Source organism: Amycolatopsis sp. ATCC 39116 (genome assembly GCF_000231075.2).
Classification (GTDB): Bacteria; Actinomycetota; Actinomycetes; order Mycobacteriales; family Pseudonocardiaceae; genus Amycolatopsis_E; species Amycolatopsis_E tucumanensis.
In genome coordinates, this window is the sequence record NZ_AFWY03000006.1 from 223,699 (window position 1) to 246,848 (window position 23,150).

A 23,150-nucleotide genomic window follows, 5' to 3' on the forward strand; every position below is an offset into this window, starting at 1 on the left:
CCGACCTACCTACTCTGGAGTGTTATGAGTTCGGACGAGGCACGGACCGAGGACGCCGGCTTCCCGGAGCCGCCTGCCGCGGACCCGGCGGCCGGGGACAAGCTGGGCCGGTACCTGGTTCTGGGCACGGCCGCGCTGGCCGCGGCGGCGCTGATCGTGGCCGGGATCTTCGGCGTCCAGTGGTGGGTCGCCTCCGCCGACGACAACCTGGACCTGGCCCAGGCCCGCGACGACGTGGTCAAGGCGGGCACCACGGCGGTCAAGGCGTACACCGAGCTGGACTACACCAACCCGGACGCCTACTTCGCGCAGCAGAAGGCCGTCTCGACCCAGGAGCTGGTCGACCAGATCACCGCGAGCGAGCAGAACTACCGCCAGGCGATGGCCGACGCCAAGACCAAGGTGACCACCACGGTGCAGGACATCGGGGTGGAGGAGCTGGACCTGCACGGCGGGAAGGCGAGCTTCCTGGCCGCGATCAGCACGCTGGTCACCAAGGAGGGCGCGCAGCCCGCCGCCAAGCCGTTGCGGCTGGAGGTGCAGATGACCCGGGTCGGCGACGAGTGGAAGGTGTCCGGGATCGGGTCGGTGCCGCTCGTGAGCGGGCAGTAGCCGTCGCCCCAGGCGTACGAGGAGAGGACCAGTCATGCCACCGTCTCGCCGGCAGCCGCCGCCGGTGCGCCGCCGCCCCAAGGTCGCAGGCGCCGGGATCCGGCGCCCCTCGCCGAGGCCCCGCGACGAGGAGTACACCGAGACCGACGAGGTCAGCGCGCCCGAGGTCGAGGAGGCTTCGGCGCCGGCCGAGCCCGCTTCGGTTGAGGCCGCATCGGTTGAGCCCGAGGAAGCCCCGGCCGAGCCCCGGCGGCCGAGCCCGCGGCCGAAGGCCCGCGACGCGGGGGAGCCGAAGCCGGAGAGCTACGCCGAGGCCGAGGCCGCCGCTGCGGAGGAGGAGCCCGCGGAGCCCGGCCCGCGGCGCAAGACCAGCCCGTACGTCCTGGCCGGCGCGCTGTTCGGCCTGGCGCTGGTGCTGGCCGGGTTCGCGGTGTGGTTCAAGATCGAGGGCAACCGCGTCGACGCGATGACCTCGAACACCGCCCTGCTGGACACCGCTCGTACCGCGGACGTCAGCAAGGCCGCGTCGAACGCCGTGGAGTCGCTGTTCTCCTACGACTTCAACAACATCGCGAAGACCCAGGACGCGGCCAAGGACCTGCTCCTCAACGACGAGGTGAAGGCCACGTACAACCGCATCTTCGGCGAGGTCGAGCGGCTGGCCCCGCAGCAGAAGATCGTGGTCACGGTGAAGGCGACCCGCAGCGCGGTGATCATGCTGGACGGGGACCGCGCGAAGGTCATGGTGTTCGTCGACCAGACCTCGACGCGCACGGACCAGAACCAGACCGCGAGCGGCAGCGCCCAGCTGTGGCTGAACATGCAGTACGTGGACGGGAAGTGGAAGGTCTCGGCGCTCGACACGTACGCGGCAGACCAGCCGACGCCCACGCCGGCGCCGTCCAGCGCGCCCCCGGCGTCGCCGGCGCCGTCCCGCTGACCCAACGGCACCACGGCCCGCCGAGCCCCCGGCCCGGCGGGCCGTTCCGCTGTCCGAGCGAGGCCGGCCCGCCGGCGGCAGGGCGCGCGACTGGCCGGTGGCGGCGGTGCCCCCGGTGCCCGCCCGCCGAGGTGCGCCGTTCTGCTTACTGAGGGGAGGCCGGCCCGGCCGCGCGACCGACCGCCGGACGCGGCGCCGCCGCCCGCCCGATCCCGACTCGGGCGGGGGAGTCCGCGGGACGCGGCCACGGCGGAGCCGCCACGGGCACCAGAAGCAGCCGCCGCCCGTTCCAGAGGCCTGCACGCCGCGGCGCACTCACCCCGTCGCCACTCCCCGAGCCGACTCCAGGGCCTACCGGGGCGCGACGCGACACCCTCCGGCACGTGAAGCGCGCCACTAAAACCAGCCGCGATCGCTCCTCCGCGGCGGCCGGACCGGGGCCGCCGCGCCGCTCCGCGGGGCCCCGCCACAACACCCGAGGACGATCTTGGACCGGCGTGAGCCGAGCCGCAACCCCTGGTGACCACAACCGTCCCAGCGCGCCTCCGCGCGCACGAATCCCCAGGTCGAAGCCGTGTACGGACCGCGATGGCGTTGCGCCAACCGGCGGGTTCGCCGCGTGGCATCTTGACTCTTCGGCGCCGGGGGTTCACGCTTATCGCCAACGGCAGCACCCTGCGGGAGGGTCTGCCGGGAGGCGATGCCTGAGGACGTCGTGATCGAGGCGCGGGCCCCATCGAGAGGCCCCCTCGACAGAACGCGTCGTTCGGGCTAGACTGCTTCTTTGCGCTGCCCTCTTTCAGGCTGCCCGGAGACGGAAGCTAGGATAGTGGGCACACGGCACCCTTGACAGTCGCTTTAGCTGTTGCTAACGCGGCTGCGCACCGCTCATTGTCCCCGGAAGGACGCATCTTGGCAGTCTCTCCCGCGAACCAGGCCACTGCTGCGACCACCTCGGCTGTAACGGAGCCGAACCCGACGGGAATTCCCGGAGCCCCCAAGCGGGTCTCGTTCGCGAAGATCCGCGAGCCCCTCCCCACCCCCAACCTGCTGGACGTGCAGATCCAGTCCTTCCAGTGGTTCACCGGTGACGAGAAGTGGTTCGAGCGCCGCGTGAACGAGGGCGAGGAGAACCCCGTCGGCGGCCTCGAAGAGGTCCTCAACGAGATCTCGCCGATCGAGGACTTCTCCGGTTCGATGTCCCTGTCCTTCTCCGACCCGCGCTTCGACGAGGTCAAGGCCTCCGTCGAGGAGTGCAAGGACAAGGACATGACGTACGCGGCCCCGCTGTTCGTGACCGCCGAGTTCGTCAACAACAACACCGGCGAGATCAAGTCCCAGACGGTCTTCATGGGCGACTTCCCCGTGATGACCGAGAAGGGCACCTTCATCATCAACGGCACCGAGCGTGTCGTGGTGTCCCAGCTGGTCCGGTCGCCCGGTGTCTACTTCGACACCAGCGTCGACAAGACCACCGACAAGGACGTCTTCAGCGTCAAGATCATCCCGAGCCGCGGCGCGTGGCTCGAGTTCGACGTGGACAAGCGCGACACCGTCGGCGTCCGCATCGACCGCAAGCGCCGCCAGCCGGTGACCGTGCTGCTGAAGGCCCTCGGCTGGACCACCGAGCAGATCCGCGAGCGGTTCCACTTCTCGGAGACCCTGCTCGCGACGCTCGAGAAGGACCACACGGCAGGCACCGACGAGGCGCTGCTCGACATCTACCGCAAGCTGCGCCCGGGCGAGCCGCCGACCAAGGAGAGCGCCCAGACGCTCCTGGAGAACCTGTTCTTCAAGGAGAAGCGCTACGACCTGGCCAAGGTCGGCCGCTACAAGCTGAACAAGAAGCTGGGCCTGAACCTGCCGTACGAGACCGGCACCCTCACCGAAGAGGACATCGTCTCGACCATCGAGTACCTGGTCCGCCTGCACGCCGGCGAGACCAAGATGGGCGAGGGCGAGAACGAGGTCCCGGTCGAGGTCGACGACATCGACCACTTCGGCAACCGCCGCATCCGCACCGTGGGCGAGCTGATCCAGAACCAGATCCGGGTCGGCCTGTCCCGCATGGAGCGCGTCGTCCGCGAGCGGATGACCACGCAGGACGTCGAGGCGATCACGCCGCAGACCCTGATCAACATCCGCCCGGTCGTGGCGGCGATCAAGGAGTTCTTCGGCACCTCGCAGCTGTCGCAGTTCATGGACCAGAACAACCCGCTGTCGGGCCTGACCCACAAGCGCCGCCTCAACGCGCTGGGCCCGGGTGGTCTGTCCCGTGAGCGCGCCGGCATGGAGGTCCGCGACGTCCACCCGTCGCACTACGGCCGCATGTGCCCGATCGAGACGCCGGAAGGCCCGAACATCGGCCTGATCGGCTCGCTGTGCTCCTACGCGCGGGTCAACCCGTTCGGCTTCATCGAGACGCCGTACCGGAAGGTCGTCGAGGGCCGGGTCACCGACCAGGTCGACTACCTGACCGCCGACGAGGAGGACCGCTACGTCAAGGCGCAGGCCAACGCGCCGCTGACCGAGGACGGTCACTTCGCCGAGGCCCAGGTCCTTGGCCGACGCAAGGGCGGCGAGGTCGAGCTGCTCGACCCGCTGGAGATCGACTACATGGACGTGTCGCCGCGTCAGATGGTGTCGGTCGCCACCGCGATGATCCCGTTCCTCGAGCACGACGACGCCAACCGCGCGCTGATGGGCGCCAACATGCAGCGCCAGGCCGTGCCGCTGCTGCGCGCCGAGTCGCCGCTGGTCGGCACCGGCATGGAGCTGCGTGCCGCGGTCGACGCCGGTGACGTGCTCGTCGCCGAGCAGGCCGGTGTCGTCGAGGAGCTCTCGGCCGACCTCGTGACGATCATGCACGACGACGGCACCCGCAAGAGCTACGGACTGCACAAGTTCCGCCGCACCAACGCGGGCACCTGCTTCAACCACCGCCCGATCGTGTCGGAGGGCGACCGCGTCGAGGCCGGCCAGGTCATCGCCGACGGCCCGTCCACCGACCAGGGCGAGATGGCGCTCGGCAAGAACCTGCTCGTGGCGATCATGCCGTGGGAGGGCCACAACTACGAGGACGCGATCATCCTCTCCGAGCGCCTGGTGCAGGACGACGTGCTCACCTCGATCCACATCGAGGAGCACGAGATCGACGCCCGCGACACCAAGCTCGGCGCCGAGGAGATCACCCGGGACATCCCGAACGTCTCCGAGGAGGTCCTGGCGGACCTGGACGAGCGCGGCATCGTGCGCATCGGCGCGGAGGTCCGCGACGGCGACATCCTGGTCGGGAAGGTCACGCCGAAGGGTGAGACCGAGCTGACCCCGGAGGAGCGCCTGCTCCGCGCGATCTTCGGCGAGAAGGCCCGCGAGGTCCGCGACACGTCGCTGAAGGTGCCGCACGGCGAGACCGGCAAGGTCATCGGCGTCCGCGTGTTCTCCCGCGAGGAGGACGACGAGCTGCCCCCGGGCGTGAACGAGCTCGTCCGCGTCTACGTCGCGCAGAAGCGGAAGATCCAGCCGGGCGACAAGCTCGCCGGCCGCCACGGCAACAAGGGTGTCATCGGCAAGATCCTGCCGGTCGAGGACATGCCGTTCATGGAGGACGGCACCCCGGTCGACATCATCCTGAACACCCACGGTGTGCCGCGACGGATGAACATCGGCCAGATCCTCGAGCTGCACCTGGGCTGGCTCGCCTCGCAGGGCTGGAAGATCGAGGGCAACCCGGAGTGGGCGCAGAACCTCTCCGAGGAGCTCTACGACGTCGAGCCCGGCACGAACACCGCGACCCCGGTGTTCGACGGCGCGCAGGAAGAGGAGCTCACCGGCCTGCTCGCGTCGACCCGGCCCAACCGGGACGGCGAGCGCATGGTCAAGGAGAACGGCAAGGCGACGCTGCTGGACGGCCGTTCCGGCGAGCCGTTCCCGTACCCGGTGGCCGTCGGCTACATGTACATCCTCAAGCTGCACCACCTGGTGGACGACAAGATCCACGCCCGCTCCACCGGCCCGTACTCGATGATCACCCAGCAGCCGCTGGGTGGTAAGGCGCAGTTCGGTGGCCAGCGCTTCGGTGAGATGGAGTGCTGGGCGATGCAGGCCTACGGCGCGGCCTACACGCTGCAGGAGCTGCTGACGATCAAGTCGGACGACGTGGTCGGCCGCGTGAAGGTGTACGAGGCGATCGTCAAGGGCGAGAACATCCCCGACCCGGGCATCCCGGAGTCGTTCAAGGTTCTCCTCAAGGAGCTGCAGTCGCTCTGCCTGAACGTGGAGGTCCTCTCCAGCGACGGCGCGGCGATCGAGATGCGCGACTCCGACGACGAGGACCTGGAGCGCGCCGCCGCCAACCTCGGCATCAACCTGTCCCGCAACGAGTCGCCCTCGGTGGACGACGTCGTGCAATGACGTAGCGACCGGGAGCGGGGCCACCTCCCGCGGCCCCGCCCCCGGTAGCCGACTCCTCTAGCCGAATCAACCCCAAAGGGGATGCAACGACGTGCTGGACGTCAACTTCTTCGATGAGCTCCGGATCGGCCTGGCGACCGCCGATGACATCCGTCAGTGGTCCTTCGGCGAGGTCAAGAAGCCGGAGACCATCAACTACCGCACCCTGAAGCCGGAGAAGGACGGGCTCTTCTGCGAGAAGATCTTCGGCCCCACCCGGGACTGGGAGTGCTACTGCGGTAAGTACAAGCGGGTCCGCTTCAAGGGCATCATCTGTGAGCGCTGTGGCGTCGAGGTGACCCGCGCCAAGGTGCGCCGTGAGCGGATGGGTCACATCGAGCTGGCCGCGCCCGTCACGCACATCTGGTACTTCAAGGGTGTTCCCTCGCGCCTGGGCTACCTGCTCGACCTGGCGCCGAAGGACCTCGAGAAGATCATCTACTTCGCGGCCTACGTGATCACCGGTGTGAACACCGAGCTGCGGCACAACGACCTGCCGACGCTGGAGAACGAGATCAGCGTCGAGCGGAAGAACATCGAGGCGAAGCGCGACGCCGACATCGAGGCGCGCGCGCAGAAGCTCGAGGCCGACCTCGCCCAGCTCGAGGCCGAAGGCGCCAAGTCCGACGTGCGCCGGAAGGTCAAGGAGGGCGGCGAGCGGGAGATGAAGCAGCTCCGCGACCGCGCCCAGCGCGAGCTGGACCGGCTCGAGGAGATCTGGACCACCTTCACCAAGCTCGAGCCGCGTCAGCTGATCGCGGACGAGACCCTGTACCGCGAGCTGTACGACCGCTACGGCGAGTACTTCACCGGCGGCATGGGCGCGGAGGCCATCCAGAAGCTGGCCACCGAGTTCGACGTCAACGCCGAGGCCGAGAAGCTGCGCGACACCATCCGCAACGGCAAGGGGCAGAAGAAGCTCCGCGCCCTGAAGCGGCTCAAGGTCGTCGCGGCCTTCCAGGCCACCGGCAACGACCCGCGCGGCATGGTCCTCGACGCGGTCCCGGTGATCCCGCCGGACCTGCGCCCGATGGTGCAGCTCGACGGTGGCCGCTTCGCCACCTCGGACCTCAACGACCTGTACCGCCGGGTGATCAACCGGAACAACCGCCTCAAGCGGCTGATCGACCTCGGCGCGCCCGAGATCATCGTCAACAACGAGAAGCGGATGCTGCAGGAGGCCGTCGACGCGCTGTTCGACAACGGCCGCCGCGGCCGTCCGGTCACCGGTCCGGGCAACCGGCCGCTGAAGTCGCTGTCCGACCTGCTCAAGGGCAAGCAGGGCCGGTTCCGCCAGAACCTGCTCGGCAAGCGCGTCGACTACTCGGGCCGTTCGGTCATCATCGTCGGCCCGCAGCTGAAGCTGCACCAGTGCGGTCTGCCCAAGGACATGGCGCTGGAGCTGTTCAAGCCGTTCGTCATGAAGCGGCTGGTCGACCTGAACCACGCGCAGAACATCAAGTCCGCGAAGCGGATGGTGGAGCGGGCCCGCCCGCAGGTGTGGGACGTGCTGGAAGAGGTCATCACCGGTCACCCGGTGCTCCTCAACCGTGCGCCGACCCTGCACCGGCTGGGCATCCAGGCCTTCGAGCCGCAGCTGGTCGAGGGCAAGGCCATCCAGCTGCACCCGCTGGTCTGCGAGGCGTTCAACGCGGACTTCGACGGTGACCAGATGGCGGTGCACCTGCCGCTGTCGGCCGAGGCGCAGGCCGAGGCCCGGATCCTGATGCTGTCGGCGAACAACATCCTGTCGCCGGCGTCGGGCCGCCCGCTGGCCATGCCGCGTCTGGACATGGTCACCGGCCTGTTCCACCTGACCCGTCTCGACGAGAACGCGGTCGGCGCAGGCCAGGCGTTCAGCTCGCCGGCCGAGGCCATCATGGCCTTCGACCGCAAGACGCTGGGCCTGCACGCGCCGATCAAGATCCGCGTCAAGGACCGTCAGCCGAACAAGGCCCAGGTCGCCGAGCTCACCGAGAAGGGCTGGGAGCCCGGTCAGCCGTGGCTGGCCGAGACCACCCTGGGCCGGGTGCTGTTCAACGACCTGCTGCCGGCGGACTACCCGTTCATCAACGAGCCGCTGCCGAAGAAGCGCCAGGCGGCGATCGTGAACGACCTCGCCGAGCGGTACTCGATGACGCAGGTCGCGCAGGTCCTGGACCGGCTCAAGGACGCCGGCTTCTACTGGGCCACCCGCTCGGGTGTCACGGTGTCGATGTTCGACGTCATCGTGCCGCCGGAGAAGAAGGAGATCCTCGACCGGTACGAGGCCAAGGCCGCGCAGGTGGAGAAGCGCTACCAGCGTGGTCAGCTCTCGCACGCCGAGCGCAACAACGAGCTGGTCAAGGTGTGGACCCAGGCGACCGACGAGGTCGCGGAGATCATGGAGGACGCCTTCCCCGAGGACAACCCGATCTCGATGATCGTGAAGTCCGGGGCGGCGGGCAACATGACCCAGGTCCGGTCGCTGGCCGGTATGCGTGGTCTGGTGTCGAACCCGAAGGGTGAGTACATCCCGCGGCCGATCAAGTCGAACTTCCGCGAGGGCCTGTCGGTGGCGGAGTACTTCATCGCCACCCACGGTGCGCGGAAGGGTCTGGCCGACACCGCGCTGCGGACCGCCGACTCGGGTTACCTGACCCGTCGTCTGGTGGACGTGTCGCAGGACGTCATCGTCCGGGAGACCGACTGCGGCACCAGCCGCGGCGTGACCCGGCCGATCGGCGAGAAGCAGCCGGACGGCACCGTGCTGCGCGGCGCGCACGTGGAGACCAGCGTGTACGCCCGGACGCTCGCCCAGGACGTCACCGACGAGCAGGGCAACGTCGTGCTCAACGCGGGCGACGACCTGTCCGACCCGGCCATGGAGAAGCTGATCGCGTTCGGCGTCACCAAGGTCAAGGTCCGCTCGGTGCTGACCTGCGAGTCGGCCGTCGGTGTCTGCGCGATGTGCTACGGCCGCTCGATGGCGACCGGCAAGCTGGTCGACGTGGGTGAGGCCGTCGGTATCGTCGCCGCCCAGTCGATCGGTGAGCCGGGCACGCAGCTGACGATGCGTACCTTCCACCAGGGTGGTGTCGCCGGTGACGACATCACGACCGGTCTGCCCCGTGTCACCGAGCTGTTCGAGGCCCGGGTCCCGAAGGGCAAGGCGCCGATCGCCGACGTCGATGGCCGCGTGCGCATCGAGGAGAGCGAGCGGTTCTGGAAGATCACGCTCATCCCGGACGACGGTGGCGAGGAGATCGTCTTCGACAAGCTGTCGAAGCGTCAGCGCCTGGCCAACACGCCGAACGGGCCGCTGCAGGACGGCGACCACGTGAACGTCGGCCAGCTGCTGCTCGAGGGCACGCCGGACCCGCACGAGGTGCTGCGTGTCATGGGCCCGCGCGAGGCGCAGATGCACCTCGTCGAAGAGGTCCAGAAGGTGTACCGGGCCCAGGGTGTGTCGATCCACGACAAGCACATCGAGGTCATCGTCCGGCAGATGCTGCGCCGGGTGACGATCATCGACTCCGGTTCGACGGACTTCCTGCCGGGCGAGCTGCCCGAGCGGACCAAGTTCGAGAGCACGAACCGGTCGGTCGTGGCCGAGGGTGGCGAGCCGGCCTCGGGCCGCCCGGTGCTGATGGGTATCACGAAGGCCTCGCTGACCACGGACTCGTGGCTGTCGGCGGCGTCGTTCCAGGAGACCACGCGTGTCCTGACCGACGCGGCGATCAACGGCCGCAGCGACAAGCTCGTGGGCCTCAAGGAGAACGTGATCATCGGTAAGCTGATCCCGGCGGGCACCGGCATCAACCGGTACCGGAACATCCAGGTGCAGCCGACGGAGGAGGCCCGGGTGGCGGCGTACGCCATCCCGTCCTACGACGACGGCTACTACACCCCGGACGTCTTCGGCACCGGCACCGGCGCCGCGGTTCCGCTGGACGACTACGACTTCGGTCGCGACTTCCGCTGACCTGAGTTGTCCCGAAGCCCCCGGCTCCCTTCGCGGAGCCGGGGGCTTCGTCGTGTCCGCGGCGGGGCGCGGAGGTAGCGTGAGGCGCGAGTTCACACGAGCGACACGAGGAGGGCGTTGTGAACGCAGAGCAGACCCCGGAGGAGGCGCCGTCGAGAGGGCGGCACGCAGCGCCCGAGGGCGCCCCGACGCACCCGGCGATCGACCTGTCGAGGGACCCCAACCCGGGCAAGCCGGACCACGCCAAGCCCGACGAGGACGACTAGGTCTTTGCACGTGAAAGGGGCCCCAGGCGCGTGCCTGGGGCCCCTTTTCGCGCGGCTCAGAAGTCGAGCTTGCCGCTGATCTCGGCGTCGTCCATGTCCGGATCCCCGGCGGCGCCCCGCCGCTCGACGGCGTCTTTGAACGGCTGAACGGTCTCGCTGGCCGCCTTGGCGGTGCCCGCCAGGTCCGGGACCTTGATCTCCTCGCCGCGTCCGTCCTTCGCGACGTTGTCGTAGGTCGAGAACACCTTCTCCTTGGCGGCCTCGACCGCCGAGTCCCGGATCGTCTTGCCTGCCCGCTCGCGGATCGCGCCGCCGAGGGTCTCGGTGCCGTCCTTGAGCTTGCCGACGAGTTCGTCGCCGAGCTTCTCGGTCAGCGTGCCGTCGACGAGCTTGCCGACCCGGCTGTCCGCGGTGCCCAGGCCGTCGGCGAGCTTCCGGAACCCGGGGATCTTCGCCAGGAACGCCTGGATCCTGCCGATGAGCTCGTTGAGCTTGTCGATGATCTGCTTGAGCTTGAGGACCCAGCGGTTGGCCTTCATGGTCTCCGTGCCCGCTCGCACGGCGGTGGCTCCCGTCGCCACGGTGAGCGAGCCGCCGAACGTGACGGTGGACGCCGCGAGCGCGGCGAGCCAGGTCACGATCAGCCACTCCACGAAGTCGCTGATGATGCTGGTGATCACGTCCTTGATCACGCTCATCACGGCCGAGCTGACCGCGAGCAGTGTCGCGATCTCGCCGGTGGCGCCCGCGGTGCCCTTGAGCCCGTCCCGGAACTCCGCCAACCGTTCGCCCGCCGCCGCGGCAGCGGGGCCCTCCCAGCCGGCGAGGCCCTCGACGAGCAGCTTCTCGGTGTCGGCGCACAGCCGCTCGATGTCCCCGCCCAGCGCGTTGAAGGCGTCCGCGCCTGCCTGCAGTGCCTCGGGATCGCCGGTGACCAGTTCGAGCGCCTCGTTGAGCGGCTCGATCCAGCTGATCAGGAAGCTCACGCCGTTGGAGATCAGCCAGCCCAGCGGGTCGGACACGATGCCGGTGATGGTGCCGGCCGCCTCGTCCACGAAGCTCGTGGCGGCACTGAGCGTCTGGAAGCCCTCGCTCGCCAGCGTCTGGAGGTCGCCGTCCTCCATCGCCTGCCGGAGCTTGGACGTGGCGTCGAACGCCTGCTCGCCCTTGTCGTAGAGCTTTCCCGCCGGAGTGTCCGCGAAGCGCTCCAGGTTCGCCTCGGCGTCGTACTCGCCGGCGATGTCGCCGAGGTGGCTGACCAGCGCCTCTTCGTTGGTGGGCACGTCAGACCACCCCCTCGGCTGCCTCGTCGAGGTCTTCGCCGATGTCCCGGAACGCGGCGACTACGCCGTCGTCCATGGCGGCGTACATGTCGGCCGCCTTCGTCAGCTTCGCGCCGATCGCCTGGTAGCCCTCGGCCATCTGGGCCAGGTGGTCCTTCAGCTGGCCCAGCATGTCCCGGTAGACGGTGTGCACGACGGGCTGCCCGAGCAGACCCCACGACGCCGGCGGCACATCGGCGTCCTGCAGCTGCTGCTGCAACGCGCTGACCTGCGAAGTCTGCGCCGCCGCCGCGGCGGCCGTCTTGCGCAGCGCTCCGACGTCGACCGAGAAACCCCCGCTCACCGGCGCTCACCCTCGTCGAACGGGTCCAGGAAGTCGTCGTCCTCGGCGGGCCTGCGGCGGACCTCCGGGCGGGCCGGCCGGGACGGCTGCTGCTCGGCCAGGAAGTCCTCCTCGGCGAAGTCCGCGCCCTGGTCGATGGGCCGCTGCGGCACCACCGGGCGTTCGTCCGCGACCGTCGCCTTCAGCGCGGCCACGCTGGTGCCGAACGCCTCCGCCTGGGTCTGCAGCACCTGCTCCAGCACGTTGCTGGACGGCCCGAGCGCGTCCTGCACGATCGCGGCCTGCCGGCGCGCCGCCGCGGCCACCGCCTCGTGGATCGTCGCCGTGATGGTCGACGACAGCTGGATCGCGCTGCCCTGCAGCGCCTCCTCGCTCACCCGCACCGACTGCACGCTCCCGCCCGGCCCGGCGACGACCGTCACGGCCCGGTCGGGGGAGGACACGGTGACCGACAACTCGCCGATCTCGTCCTTCATCCGGGTGAACGCGGCCTGCCGCTGCTCACCCTGCTGCTTCAGCTCGTCGATCCGGCGCAGCTTCTGCTGCAGCTGCTCGACGAGGTCGCCGTGGCTGCCGTACGCCATGCAGGTCCCTCCCCGTGGTGAATTGCGCACCTTCGGTATCGGATCATGCACCACACGTGTGTGCGGCGGGCGCGCTTCCGGGCAACTCACCGATTCGATTGATCACTTTTCGCCACGCGGGAATTCCGCCGCCAATTCCGGCGTTGTAACACTCGCCGAAGATGCCCCCCGACCTGCTCGAACGCGCAGGCCGACGGTGTCCCGACAGTTGGCGGAAGGGTCCTGCGAGGCCGTCTTTCCGCTAGACTCGCCACACCACCTTCTCGCCGGAGCCGGGGTGTGAGCCCGTTAGGGACCCCCGATGCCACCGCCTGCCACAAGGGCGGGTATCTTTGACGACTGTGCCCGGCATGCGTCGGGCCGCTCTGCGTGCTTTTCGGCCAAGCGGGGATGCTCCGGCATCGTGGCGACGGCCGCGGCGAAGCGGAGCTCCACGGAAATCCGAGGGAACGTTAGCGGTCGAGAGACCCAGACGCGGGCCGACACGCCCGACCTCGGGGGCCGGGGAGACCAAGACGGAACAAGCAAGACGCGACAGAAGGCTGGTCCATTGCCCACGATCCAGCAGCTGGTCCGCAAGGGCCGCCAGGACAAGGCTGCCAAGCAGAAGACCGCGGCCCTCAAGGGGAGTCCGCAGCGGCGTGGCGTGTGCACCCGCGTGTACACCACGACGCCCAAGAAGCCGAACTCGGCGCTGCGCAAGGTCGCGCGTGTCAAGCTGACCAGCGGCATCGAGGTCACCGCCTACATCCCGGGCGAGGGCCACAACCTGCAGGAGCACTCGATGGTGCTCGTGCGCGGTGGTCGTGTGAAGGACCTGCCCGGCGTTCGCTACAAGATCATCCGCGGTTCGCTCGACACCCAGGGTGTGAAGAACCGCAAGCAGGCGCGCAGCCGGTACGGCGCGAAGAAGGAGAAGAGCTAATGCCCCGCAAGGGTCCGGCCCCGAAGCGGCCGCTGATCTCCGACCCGGTCTACGGTTCTCCGCTGGTCACGCAGCTGATCAACAAGGTGCTGACCGACGGCAAGCGCTCGCTGGCCGAGCGCATCGTCTACGGCGCGCTGGAAGGCGCCCGTGAGAAGACCGGCACGGATCCCGTCGTCACGCTGAAGCGTGCGCTGGACAACGTGAAGCCGAGCATCGAGGTGAAGAGCCGCCGCGTCGGTGGTGCCACCTACCAGGTGCCGATCGAGGTCAAGCCGGGCCGCTCGACGACCCTTGCGCTGCGGTGGATCGTCAGCTTCTCCCGCGCCCGCCGCGAGAAGACCATGATCGAGCGCCTGCAGAACGAGCTGCTCGATGCGAGCAACGGCCTCGGGGCCAGCGTGAAGCGCCGCGAGGACACCCACAAGATGGCCGAGTCCAACAAGGCGTTCGCCCACTACCGGTGGTGAACGTAGCCCGGCTGCCGAGACAAGCCAGGCCGGGCCCCAAGCTTCGAGACAGGGGAACAGTGCAGTGGCACGCGACGTGCTGACCGACCTGAACAAGGTCCGCAACATCGGCATCATGGCTCACATCGACGCCGGTAAGACCACCACCACCGAGCGGATCCTGTTCTACACCGGGATCAACTACAAGATCGGCGAGGTGCACGACGGCGCCGCGACGATGGACTGGATGGAGGAGGAGCAGAAGCGGGGTATCACCATCACCTCGGCTGCCACCACCACCTTCTGGGCCGACCACCAGATCAACATCATCGACACCCCCGGCCACGTCGACTTCACCGTCGAGGTGGAGCGTTCGCTGCGGGTGCTCGACGGTGCCGTTGCCGTCTTCGACGGCAAGGAGGGTGTCGAGCCCCAGTCCGAGCAGGTCTGGCGCCAGGCCGACAAGTACGAGGTCCCGCGCATCTGCTTCGTCAACAAGATGGACAAGCTGGGTGCGGACTTCTACTTCACCGTCCGCACCATCGAGGAGCGCCTCGGTGCGCGCCCGCTGGTCATCCAGCTGCCGATCGGCGCCGAGAGCGACTTCCAGGGCGTCATCGACCTGGTCCGCATGAAGGCGCTGACCTGGCGGGGCGAGGTCAAGAAGGGCGAGGACTACGAGGTCGAGGAGATCCCGGCCGACCTCGCCGACAAGGCCGCCGAGTACCGCGACAAGCTGATCGAGGCCGTCGCGGAGACCGACGACGCCCTGATGGAGAAGTACTTCGGCGGCGAGGAGCTGTCCGAGGCCGACATCAAGGCCGGCATCCGCAAGCTGACGGTCGCCCGCGAGGCGTACCCGGTGCTGTGCGGCTCCGCGTTCAAGAACAAGGGCGTGCAGCCCATGCTGGACGCGGTGATCGACTACCTGCCGTCGCCGCTGGACGTCCCCGCCGTCGAGGGCACCCTCACCGACGGTGAGACCGCCGCGTCGCGGAAGCCGTCGGTCGACGAGCCGTTCGCGGCTCTCGCGTTCAAGATCGCCGCGCACCCGTTCTTCGGCAAGCTGACCTACGTCCGGGTGTACTCGGGCAAGGTCGCCGCCGGCGCGCAGGTCATCAACTCGACCAAGGAGCGCAAGGAGCGCATCGGGAAGCTCTTCCAGATGCACTCCAACAAGGAGAACCCGGTCGACGAGGCCCAGGCCGGCCACATCTACGCGGTCATCGGCCTGAAGGACACCACGACCGGTGACACCCTGTGCGACCCGCAGAACCCGATCGTCCTCGAGTCGATGACCTTCCCGGAGCCGGTCATCAAGGTGGCCATCGAGCCCAAGACGAAGGCCGACCAGGAGAAGCTGTCGACCGCGATCCAGAAGCTGGCCGAGGAGGACCCCACCTTCCAGGTCCAGCTGGACGAGGAGACCGGTCAGACGATCATCGCGGGCATGGGCGAGCTGCACCTCGAGGTGCTGGTCAACCGCATGAAGTCCGACTACAAGGTCGAGGCGAACATCGGTAAGCCGCAGGTCGCCTACCGCGAGACGATCCGCCGCACGGTCGAGAAGTACGAGTACACGCACAAGAAGCAGACCGGTGGTTCTGGTCAGTTCGCGCGCGTGATCATCAAGCTGGAGCCGCTGTCCACTGGCGACGGCGCCCTCTACGAGTTCGACAACAAGGTCACCGGTGGCCGCGTGCCGCGCGAGTACATCCCGTCGGTGGACGCCGGTGCCCAGGACGCCATGCAGTACGGTGTCCTCGCCGGTTACCCGCTGGTCGGGCTGAAGGTGACCCTGTTGGACGGCGCTTACCACGAGGTCGACTCGTCGGAAATGGCCTTCAAGATCGCCGGTTCCATGGCGCTCAAGGAGGCCGCGCGCCAGGCCAGCCCGGTTCTGCTCGAGCCGGTCATGGCCGTCGAGGTGACCACCCCCGAGGACTACATGGGTGACGTCATCGGCGACCTCAACTCTCGCCGTGGCCAGATCCAGGCCATGGACGAGCGGGCAGGCACCCGAGTCGTGAAGGCACTGGTTCCGCTGTCCGAGATGTTCGGGTACGTCGGCGACCTGCGGTCTCGTACCCAGGGTCGGGCGAACTACTCGATGACGTTCGACTCCTACGCCGAGGTTCCCTCGAACGTCGCGAAGGAGATCATCGCGAAGGCGACGGGGGAGTAAACCCCTCCGCACCCAACGCGGGCGCGCACAGGGGCCTCCCCTAGGGTCCGCACAACCGACCAGATCGATCGCCGTTCGGCTGCCACGCCGTCCGGTGAAGCAAAAGCAAGAGTCCAGGAGGACATTCCAGTGGCGAAGGCGAAGTTCGAGCGGAGCAAGCCGCACGTCAACATCGGGACCATCGGTCACGTCGACCACGGCAAGACCACGCTGACCGCGGCGATCACCAAGGTTCTGCACGACAAGTACCCGGAGCTCAACGAGTCCCGGGCGTTCGACCAGATCGACAACGCGCCGGAAGAGAAGCAGCGCGGCATCACGATCAACATCTCGCACGTCGAGTACCAGACCGAGAAGCGTCACTACGCCCACGTGGACGCCCCCGGTCACGCGGACTACATCAAGAACATGATCACCGGTGCCGCCCAGATGGACGGCGCGATCCTGGTGGTCGCCGCGACCGACGGCCCGATGCCGCAGACCCGTGAGCACGTGCTGCTCGCCCGCCAGGTCGGCGTGCCCTACATCGTGGTGGCCCTGAACAAGGCCGACATGGTGGACGACGAGGAGATCCTCGAGCTGGTCGAGCTGGAGGTCCGCGAGCTGCTGTCCTCGCAGGAGTTCCCCGGCGACGACGCCCCCGTGGTCAAGGTCTCCGGCCTCAAGGCCCTCGAGGGCGACGCCAAGTGGGCCGAGTCGGTTCTCGAGCTCATGCAGGCCGTCGACGACAACGTGCCGGACCCGGTGCGTGACCTCGACAAGCCGTTCCTGATGCCGATCGAGGACGTCTTCACCATCACCGGCCGCGGCACCGTCGTGACCGGTCGCGTGGAGCGCGGCCAGATCAACGTCAACGAAGAGGTCGAGATCGTGGGTATCCGCGAGAAGTCGACCAAGACCACCGTCACCGGTGTCGAGATGTTCCGCAAGCTGCTCGACTCGGGCCAGGCCGGTGACAACGTCGGTCTGCTGCTCCGCGGCATCAAGCGCGAGGACGTCGAGCGCGGCCAGGTCGTCGTGAAGCCCGGCACCACGACTCCGCACACGGAGTTCGAGGGCTCGGTCTACATCCTGTCCAAGGACGAGGGTGGCCGGCACACGCCGTTCTTCAACAACTACCGCCCGCAGTTCTACTTCCGCACGACCGACGTGACCGGTGTCGTCACCCTCCCCGAGGGCACCGAGATGGTCATGCCGGGTGACAACACCGAGATCAAGGTGCAGCTCATCCAGCCGGTCGCCATGGACGAGGGTCTGCGGTTCGCCATCCGTGAGGGTGGCCGGACCGTCGGCGCGGGCCAGGTCACCAAGATCATCAAATGATTCCATCCGGCCCCGGAGTGCTTATAGCACCCCGGGGCCGGGTTGTGGAACCACGTGTGCGACACTAGTTGAGTTGCTCGTTGCGGGGCGGCCGATATCTCTAGAGAAATCGGCCGCCCCGGCGCGAGCGGCCTTGGTCCGTGGGTTTCCCAGGGGGAGACCGCGGGCGCGACAGATGGCCGGCACGGCCGTCTCGCGGTGAAGACCAACCGGCACGACGACGATCCTCCTGCGGGATCAGTCTGCGCAGCGGGCGCGACACGCCCGACCGCGTGGATCGGACGCGAGGGCGTTGACGTGCGGAAACCGGCGCGAATGCGCGGGTAGAGATAGCGGCACAAGACGAAGGAACGAGCTGCGACCATGGCGGGACAGAAGATCCGCATCAGGCTCAAGGCCTACGACCACGAGGCGATCGATGCCAGCGCGCGCAAGATCGTCGAGACGGTGACGCGCACCGGCGCCTCGGTCGTCGGACCTGTGCCGCTGCCCACCGAGAAGAACGTTTACTGCGTCATCCGCTCGCCGCACAAGTACAAGGACTCGCGCGAGCACTTCGAGATGCGCACGCACAAGCGGCTGATCGACATCCTCGACCCGACGCCGAAGACGGTCGACGCGCTCATGCGCATCGACCTCCCGGCGAGCGTCGACGTCAACATCCAGTAAGCGTTGGGCGAGCGGCGGAGATAAGAGACTCATGTCTGACAGGCAAGTAAAGGGCATCCTGGGCACCAAGCTCGGCATGACCCAGGTCTTCGGCGAGGACAACCGGATCGTTCCGGTGACCGTCGTGCAGGCCGGGCCGAACGTGGTGACCCAGATCCGTACCCAGGACAACGACGGCTACCAGGCCGTGCAGCTGGCTTTCGGCGCCGTGGACCCGCGCAAGGTCAACAAGCCGGTGACCGGCCACTTCCAGAAGGCCGGCGTGACGCCGCGGCGTTACCTCGCCGAGCTGCGCACGACCGACGCCGAGAGCTACGAGGTCGGCCAGGAGATCACCGCCGAGGTGTTCCCCGCCGGCTCGCGCGTCGACGTCACGGGCACCAGCAAGGGCAAGGGCTACGCCGGTGTCATGAAGCGTCACGGCTTCAAGGGCCAGGGCGCCAGCCACGGTAACCAGGCGAAGCACCGCGCCCCCGGCTCGATCGGTGGCTGCGCCACCCCGGGCCGCGTCTTCAAGGGCCTGCGGATGGCCGGCCGCATGGGTGGCGTCAAGGTCACCACGCAGGGCCTGACCGTCCACGACGTGCGCGCCGAAGAGGGCCTGCTGCTGATCAAGGGCGCCGTTCCCGGCCCCAAGGGCAGCCTCGTCTTCGTCAAGACCGCCGCGAAGGGTGGTGCTACCGAATGACCAGCGTCGAGCTGAAGACCCCGGCCGGCAGCGCCGAGGGCACCGTCGAGCTCCCCGCCGAGATCTTCGACGTGCAGGCCAACGTGCCGCTGATGCACCAGGTCGTGGTGGCCCAGCAGGCCGCCGCGCGCCAGGGCACGCACGACACGAAGACCCGCGGCGAGGTCTCCGGTGGCGGCAAGAAGCCGTACCGCCAGAAGGGCACCGGCCGCGCCCGCCAGGGTTCGACCCGCGCCCCGCAGTTCGCCGGCGGTGGCACCGTCCACGGCCCCACGCCGCGCGACTACACCCAGCGCACCCCGAAGAAGATGAAGGCCGCCGCCCTGCGTGGCGCCCTCTCCGACCGGGCGCGCGCCGGCCAGGTGCACGTCATCACCGAGCTGGTGTCGGGCGAGAAGCCCAGCACCAAGGAGGCGAAGAAGGTCCTCGCCGCCGTGACCCAGGCCAAGCGCCTGCTGGTCGTGCTGCACCGCGAGGACGAGCAGGGCTGGCTGTCGGCCCGCAACCTGCCGAACGTGCACCTGATCAACCCCGACCAGCTCAACACCTACGACGTGCTGGTCAACGACGACGTGGTGTTCACCAAGGCCGCGTACGACGCCTTCATCGCCGGTCCCGTCAAGGGCAAGGCGGCCAAGGCTTCGGCTCGGGCCAGCGAGGTTGAAGGGAGTGAAGCGCAGTGAGCAGCGTTGCCATCCCGGACCCTCGTGACATCGTGCTCGCGCCGGTGATCTCCGAGAAGTCCTACGGGCTCCTCGAGGACCACAAGTACACGTTCGAGGTCCGGCCGGACGCCAACAAGACGCAGATCAAGATCGCCGTCGAGCAGATCTTCGGCGTCAAGGTCGTCAGCGTGAACACGCTGAACCGGCAGGGCAAGCGCAAGCGGACCCGCTACGGCTTCGGCAAGCGCAAGAACGTCAAGCGCGCCGTCGTGACGCTGTCCGCCGAGAGCAAGCCGATCGAGATCTTCGGCGGACCCGCCGCGTAAGGGACGGAAAGCTGTCATGGGTATTCGTAAGTACAAGCCGACGACTCCGGGCCGCCGTGGCTCGAGCGTGTCGGACTTCGCCGAGATCACCCGGTCCGAGCCGGAGAAGTCGCTGCTGCGCCCGCTGAGCAAGTCGGGCGGCCGCAACTCCTCGGGCAAGATCACCACCCGGCACAAGGGTGGCGGCCACAAGCGGGCCTACCGGGTCATCGACTTCCGGCGCAACGACAAGGACGGCATCCCGGCCAAGGTCGCGCACATCGAGTACGACCCCAACCGGACCGCCCGCATCGCGCTGCTGCACTACGCGGACGGCGAGAAGCGCTACATCATCGCGCCGGACAAGCTCAAGCAGGGCGACACGGTGGAAGCCGGCCCGCGCGCCGACATCAAGCCGGGCAACAACCTGCCGCTGCGCAACATCCCGGTCGGCACCGTGGTGCACGCCATCGAGCTGCGTCCCGGTGGCGGCGCGAAGATCGCCCGCTCCGCCGGCGCCCGCGTGCAGCTGGTCGCCAAGGACGGCCCGTACGCCCAGCTGCGGATGCCCTCGGGCGAAATCCGCAACGTGGACGTGCGCAACCGCGCCACCGTCGGCGAGGTCGGCAACTCCGAGCACCAGAACATCAACTGGGGCAAGGCGGGCCGCAACCGCTGGCGCGGCAAGCGCCCGACCGTCCGTGGTGTCGTCATGAACCCGGTCGACCACCCGCACGGTGGTGGTGAGGGCAAGACCTCGGGTGGTCGCCACCCGGTCAACCCGAACGGCAAGCCGGAGGGCCGCACCCGCCGCCGCAAGCCGTCCGACGCACTGATCGTCCGCCGCCGGCGTACCGGCAAGAAGCGCTGAGCAGGGAGGTAAGACAACATGCCGCGTAGCCTGAAGAAGGGCCCGTTCGTGGACGACCACCTGCTCAAGAAGGTGGACGCGCTCAACGAGTCGGGCAAGAAGACCGTGATCAAGACCTGGTCCCGCCGGTCCACGATCATCCCGGACATGCTGGGTCACACCATCGCGGTGCACGACGGCCGCAAGCACGTGCCGGTGTTCGTCAGCGAGGCCATGGTCGGCCACAAGCTTGGCGAGTTCGCTCCGACGCGGACCTTCAAGGGTCACGTCAAGGATGACCGGAAGTCGCGCCGCCGCTGAGCGGGCACACGAGAGTTAGGGAAAGCAAGCGATGACAGCCCCAGAAACCGCTCCGGCCCAGGTGGCCGTGGCGCGGGCTCGCTTCGTCCGGGACTCGCCGACGAAGGTGCGCCGGGTGATCGAGCTGATCAAGGGTCTTAGCGCCGCCGAAGCCCTCGCCGTGCTCCGGTTCTCGCCGTACGCGGCGAGCCAGCCGGTGGCGAAGGTGCTCGCCAGCGCCGTGGCCAACGCCGAGAACAACCTCAACCTGGACCCGGACACGCTGTTCGTGAAGAACGCGTATGCCGACGAGGGCCCGACCCTCAAGCGCATCCAGCCGCGCGCCCAGGGCCGTGCGTACCGGATCCGGAAGCGCACCAGCCACATCACGGTCGAGGTGGAGTCGCGTCCGGAAGCGAAGAAGAGCGGTAAGAAGAAGGCAGGTGGCCGCTAGTGGGCCAGAAGATCAACCCGCACGGCTTCCGGCTGGGGATCACCACCGACTGGAAGTCGCGCTGGTACGCCGACAAGCAGTACGCGGAGTACGTGGCCGAGGACGTCAAGATCCGCAAGCTGCTGTCCACGGGCATGGAGCGCGCCGGCATCTCCAAGGTCGAGATCGAGCGCACCCGTGACCGCGTGCGGGTCGACATCCACACCGCGCGTCCGGGCATCGTGATCGGCCGCCGCGGCGCGGAGGCCGACCGGATCCGCGGCTCGCTGGAGAAGCTGACCGGCAAGCAGGTCCAGCTGAACATCCTCGAGGTCAAGAACCCCGAGGCCGACGCGCAGCTGGTCGCCCAGAGCGTCGCCGAGCAGCTGTCCAACCGCGTGGCGTTCCGCCGCGCGATGCGCAAGGCGATCCAGACGACCATGCGTTCGTCGCAGGTCAAGGGCATCCGCGTGCAGTGCAGCGGCCGCCTCGGCGGTGCCGAGATGTCGCGGTCGGAGCACTACCGCGACGGCCGGGTCCCGCTGCACACGCTGCGCGCGGACATCGACTACGGCTTCTTCGAGGCCCGCACCACCTTCGGCCGCATCGGCGTGAAGGTGTGGATCTACAAGGGTGACCTGGTCGGCGGCCTGAAGGCCAAGGCCGAGCGGGACGCCGCGGCCGCCAACGAGCGTCCGCGCCGGGAGCGTCCGTCGCGCCCGCGCCGTTCCGGCGCCCAGGGCACGACGCCGACCTCGACCGAAGCCGGCCGCGCCGCTGCCGCCGCGAAGGCCGACACGGATGTCGCGACCAGCGAGGCGCCCGCGCAGGGTTCGCCGGACGCGGCCGAGAAGACGGAGGGCTGAGGCGTGCTCGTCCCACGCAAGGTCAAGCACCGCAAGCAGCACTCGCCGAAGCGCGCCGGTGCCGCCAAGGGCGGCACGAAGGTCACCTTCGGTGAGTACGGCATCCAGGCGCTTGAGCACCACTACGTGACCAACCGGCAGATCGAGTCCGCTCGTATCGCCATCACCCGGCACATCAAGCGTGGCGGCAAGGTCTGGATCAACATCTTCCCGGACCGCCCGCTCACCAAGAAGCCGGCCGAAACCCGCATGGGTTCCGGTAAGGGTTCGCCCGAGTGGTGGGTCGCCAACGTGAAGCCGGGCCGCGTCATGTTCGAGCTGAGCTTCCCGAACGAGGCCCAGGCTCGTGAGGCGCTGCGCCGCGCGATCCACAAGCTCCCCATGAAGTGCCGCATCGTGACCCGTGAAGGTGGTGAGTTCTGATGGCGCAGGCAGGTGTCGCCGCCGCAGAGCTGCGTGAGCTCACCAACGAGGAGCTCGTGCTGCGCCTGAAGGAAGCCAAGGAGGAGCTGTTCAACCTCCGCTTCCAGATGGCCACCGGGCAGCTGGACAACAACCGCCGCCTCCGCACCGTCCGTGCCGACATCGCTCGGATCTACACGGTGATGCGGGAGCGCGAGCTCGGCCTGTCCGTTTCCCCCGACGCCGAGAATGAAGAAGGTGCTGCCTGATGAGTGAGCAGACCCCAGAGCTCGCCGCGCAGCCGGTGCAGAGCGCCGAATCCGGTCGCAACTACCGCAAGGTCCGTGAGGGTTACGTCGTCTCGGACAAGATGGACAAGACGATCGTGGTCGAGCTCGAGGACCGCAAGAAGCACCGCCGCTACGGCAAGGTTCTCCGCTCCACCAGCAAGGTGAAGGCGCACGACGAGGAGAACACCGCCGGCATCGGTGACCGCGTGATCCTCATGGAGACCCGCCCGACCTCGGCCACCAAGCGGTGGCGGCTCGTGCGGATCGTGGAGAAGGCCAAGTAATCGGAGGCCCATCTCGGGCCTCCTCCGTTCCGCCAGGCTCGCCGGAAGGTGAGAACCGGCGCGACATACAGG

23 protein-coding genes are annotated in these 23,150 nt (G+C 68.4%); 20 read left to right on the forward strand and 3 right to left on the reverse strand.

All coding sequences use genetic code 11. The features are described from left to right. Nucleotides 1-24 precede the first annotated feature (24 nt). From AMY39116_RS0310040 to AMY39116_RS46790, 5 genes are all read left to right on the forward strand, one after another. The gene (locus AMY39116_RS0310040) at nucleotides 25-612 is read left to right on the forward strand and encodes a hypothetical protein (RefSeq protein WP_020417554.1); all 588 of its coding nucleotides are present in this window, start codon (nucleotides 25-27) and stop codon (nucleotides 610-612) included. A 34-nt stretch (nucleotides 613-646) separates the two neighbouring features. Continuing rightward, entirely contained in the window at nucleotides 647-1,552 is a 906-nt protein-coding gene (locus tag AMY39116_RS0310045) for a hypothetical protein (protein WP_020417555.1), read from the forward strand. Nucleotides 1,553-2,464: 912 nt separating this feature from the next. Then, complete coding sequence (locus AMY39116_RS0310050; RefSeq protein WP_027935789.1) at nucleotides 2,465-5,965, forward strand: DNA-directed RNA polymerase subunit beta; 3,501 nt, start codon at nucleotides 2,465-2,467, stop codon at nucleotides 5,963-5,965. A gap of 91 nt (nucleotides 5,966-6,056) precedes the next feature. Next, nucleotides 6,057-9,968 carry a DNA-directed RNA polymerase subunit beta' gene (locus tag AMY39116_RS0310055; RefSeq protein WP_020417557.1) on the forward strand — a complete coding sequence of 1,304 codons (3,912 nt, stop codon included), beginning with the start codon at nucleotides 6,057-6,059 and terminating at the stop codon, nucleotides 9,966-9,968. A 119-nt stretch (nucleotides 9,969-10,087) separates the two neighbouring features. Continuing rightward, the gene (locus AMY39116_RS46790) at nucleotides 10,088-10,234 is read left to right on the forward strand and encodes a hypothetical protein (RefSeq protein ID WP_020417558.1); all 147 of its coding nucleotides are present in this window, start codon (nucleotides 10,088-10,090) and stop codon (nucleotides 10,232-10,234) included. Nucleotides 10,235-10,290: 56 nt separating this feature from the next. Here the strand turns inward: AMY39116_RS46790 and AMY39116_RS0310065 are convergent, their stop codons facing one another. From AMY39116_RS0310065 to AMY39116_RS0310075, 3 genes are read right to left on the reverse strand one after another with little or no spacing between them, the layout of a single operon-like run. Next, entirely contained in the window at nucleotides 10,291-11,517 is a 1,227-nt protein-coding gene (locus AMY39116_RS0310065; RefSeq protein WP_020417559.1) for a WXG100 family type VII secretion target, read from the reverse strand. A 1-nt stretch (nucleotide 11,518) separates the two neighbouring features. Further along, complete coding sequence (locus tag AMY39116_RS0310070) at nucleotides 11,519-11,860, reverse strand: hypothetical protein (protein ID WP_020417560.1); 342 nt, start codon at nucleotides 11,858-11,860, stop codon at nucleotides 11,519-11,521. Continuing rightward, nucleotides 11,857-12,444 carry a YbaB/EbfC family nucleoid-associated protein gene (locus AMY39116_RS0310075; RefSeq protein WP_020417561.1) on the reverse strand — a complete coding sequence of 196 codons (588 nt, stop codon included), beginning with the start codon at nucleotides 12,442-12,444 and terminating at the stop codon, nucleotides 11,857-11,859. The genes AMY39116_RS0310070 and AMY39116_RS0310075 overlap by 4 nt, the downstream gene beginning before the upstream one ends. Nucleotides 12,445-12,994: 550 nt before the next feature. Between AMY39116_RS0310075 and rpsL the strand changes: the two genes are divergently transcribed. The 15 genes from rpsL (at nucleotide 12,995) to rpsQ (ending at nucleotide 23,078) form a co-directional block, all read left to right on the forward strand. Then, on the forward strand, nucleotides 12,995-13,369 hold the full coding sequence (gene rpsL, locus AMY39116_RS0310080) for a 30S ribosomal protein S12 (protein WP_003102113.1): 375 nt from the start codon (nucleotides 12,995-12,997) through the stop codon (nucleotides 13,367-13,369). Next, a complete protein-coding gene (gene rpsG / locus AMY39116_RS0310085; protein WP_017986602.1) occupies nucleotides 13,369-13,839 on the forward strand; it encodes a 30S ribosomal protein S7 in 471 nt (156 codons plus the stop codon). The genes rpsL and rpsG overlap by 1 nt, the downstream gene beginning before the upstream one ends. A gap of 64 nt (nucleotides 13,840-13,903) precedes the next feature. Further along, entirely contained in the window at nucleotides 13,904-16,003 is a 2,100-nt protein-coding gene (fusA, locus tag AMY39116_RS0310090) for an elongation factor G (protein ID WP_020417562.1), read from the forward strand. Between the two features lie 129 nt (nucleotides 16,004-16,132). Further along, nucleotides 16,133-17,326, forward strand: a complete 1,194-nt coding sequence (gene tuf / locus AMY39116_RS0310095; protein ID WP_017986604.1) for an elongation factor Tu — start codon at nucleotides 16,133-16,135, stop codon at nucleotides 17,324-17,326. Nucleotides 17,327-17,689: 363 nt separating this feature from the next. Beyond that, nucleotides 17,690-17,995 (forward strand): 30S ribosomal protein S10, encoded by a 306-nt coding sequence (gene rpsJ, locus AMY39116_RS0310100; RefSeq protein ID WP_003883485.1) that lies wholly within the window; start codon nucleotides 17,690-17,692, stop codon nucleotides 17,993-17,995. Nucleotides 17,996-18,026: 31 nt separating this feature from the next. Continuing rightward, nucleotides 18,027-18,683, forward strand: a complete 657-nt coding sequence (rplC, locus tag AMY39116_RS0310105) for a 50S ribosomal protein L3 (protein ID WP_017986605.1) — start codon at nucleotides 18,027-18,029, stop codon at nucleotides 18,681-18,683. After that, nucleotides 18,680-19,366, forward strand: coding sequence for a 50S ribosomal protein L4 (gene rplD, locus AMY39116_RS0310110; protein WP_017986606.1), 687 nt, complete (start codon nucleotides 18,680-18,682; stop codon nucleotides 19,364-19,366). The genes rplC and rplD overlap by 4 nt, the downstream gene beginning before the upstream one ends. Beyond that, nucleotides 19,363-19,674, forward strand: a complete 312-nt coding sequence (gene rplW / locus AMY39116_RS0310115) for a 50S ribosomal protein L23 (RefSeq protein WP_017986607.1) — start codon at nucleotides 19,363-19,365, stop codon at nucleotides 19,672-19,674. Before rplD ends, rplW begins: the two co-directional genes overlap by 4 nt. Nucleotides 19,675-19,690: 16 nt before the next feature. After that, the gene (rplB, locus tag AMY39116_RS0310120) at nucleotides 19,691-20,524 is read left to right on the forward strand and encodes a 50S ribosomal protein L2 (protein WP_026153757.1); all 834 of its coding nucleotides are present in this window, start codon (nucleotides 19,691-19,693) and stop codon (nucleotides 20,522-20,524) included. A gap of 18 nt (nucleotides 20,525-20,542) precedes the next feature. Continuing rightward, the gene (gene rpsS / locus AMY39116_RS0310125; RefSeq protein WP_017986609.1) at nucleotides 20,543-20,824 is read left to right on the forward strand and encodes a 30S ribosomal protein S19; all 282 of its coding nucleotides are present in this window, start codon (nucleotides 20,543-20,545) and stop codon (nucleotides 20,822-20,824) included. A gap of 31 nt (nucleotides 20,825-20,855) precedes the next feature. Continuing rightward, nucleotides 20,856-21,257: a 50S ribosomal protein L22 gene (gene rplV / locus AMY39116_RS0310130; RefSeq protein ID WP_026153758.1), complete on the forward strand. Its 402-nt coding sequence runs from the start codon at nucleotides 20,856-20,858 to the stop codon at nucleotides 21,255-21,257. Beyond that, a complete protein-coding gene (gene rpsC, locus AMY39116_RS0310135) occupies nucleotides 21,257-22,102 on the forward strand; it encodes a 30S ribosomal protein S3 (RefSeq protein ID WP_017986611.1) in 846 nt (281 codons plus the stop codon). The genes rplV and rpsC overlap by 1 nt, the downstream gene beginning before the upstream one ends. Before the next feature lie 3 nt (nucleotides 22,103-22,105). After that, nucleotides 22,106-22,525 (forward strand): 50S ribosomal protein L16, encoded by a 420-nt coding sequence (gene rplP / locus AMY39116_RS0310140; RefSeq protein WP_017986612.1) that lies wholly within the window; start codon nucleotides 22,106-22,108, stop codon nucleotides 22,523-22,525. Further along, nucleotides 22,525-22,773, forward strand: a complete 249-nt coding sequence (gene rpmC, locus AMY39116_RS0310145) for a 50S ribosomal protein L29 (protein ID WP_017986613.1) — start codon at nucleotides 22,525-22,527, stop codon at nucleotides 22,771-22,773. Before rplP ends, rpmC begins: the two co-directional genes overlap by 1 nt. Then, on the forward strand, nucleotides 22,773-23,078 hold the full coding sequence (gene rpsQ, locus AMY39116_RS0310150; RefSeq protein ID WP_020417563.1) for a 30S ribosomal protein S17: 306 nt from the start codon (nucleotides 22,773-22,775) through the stop codon (nucleotides 23,076-23,078). The genes rpmC and rpsQ overlap by 1 nt, the downstream gene beginning before the upstream one ends. Nucleotides 23,079-23,150 lie beyond the last annotated feature (72 nt).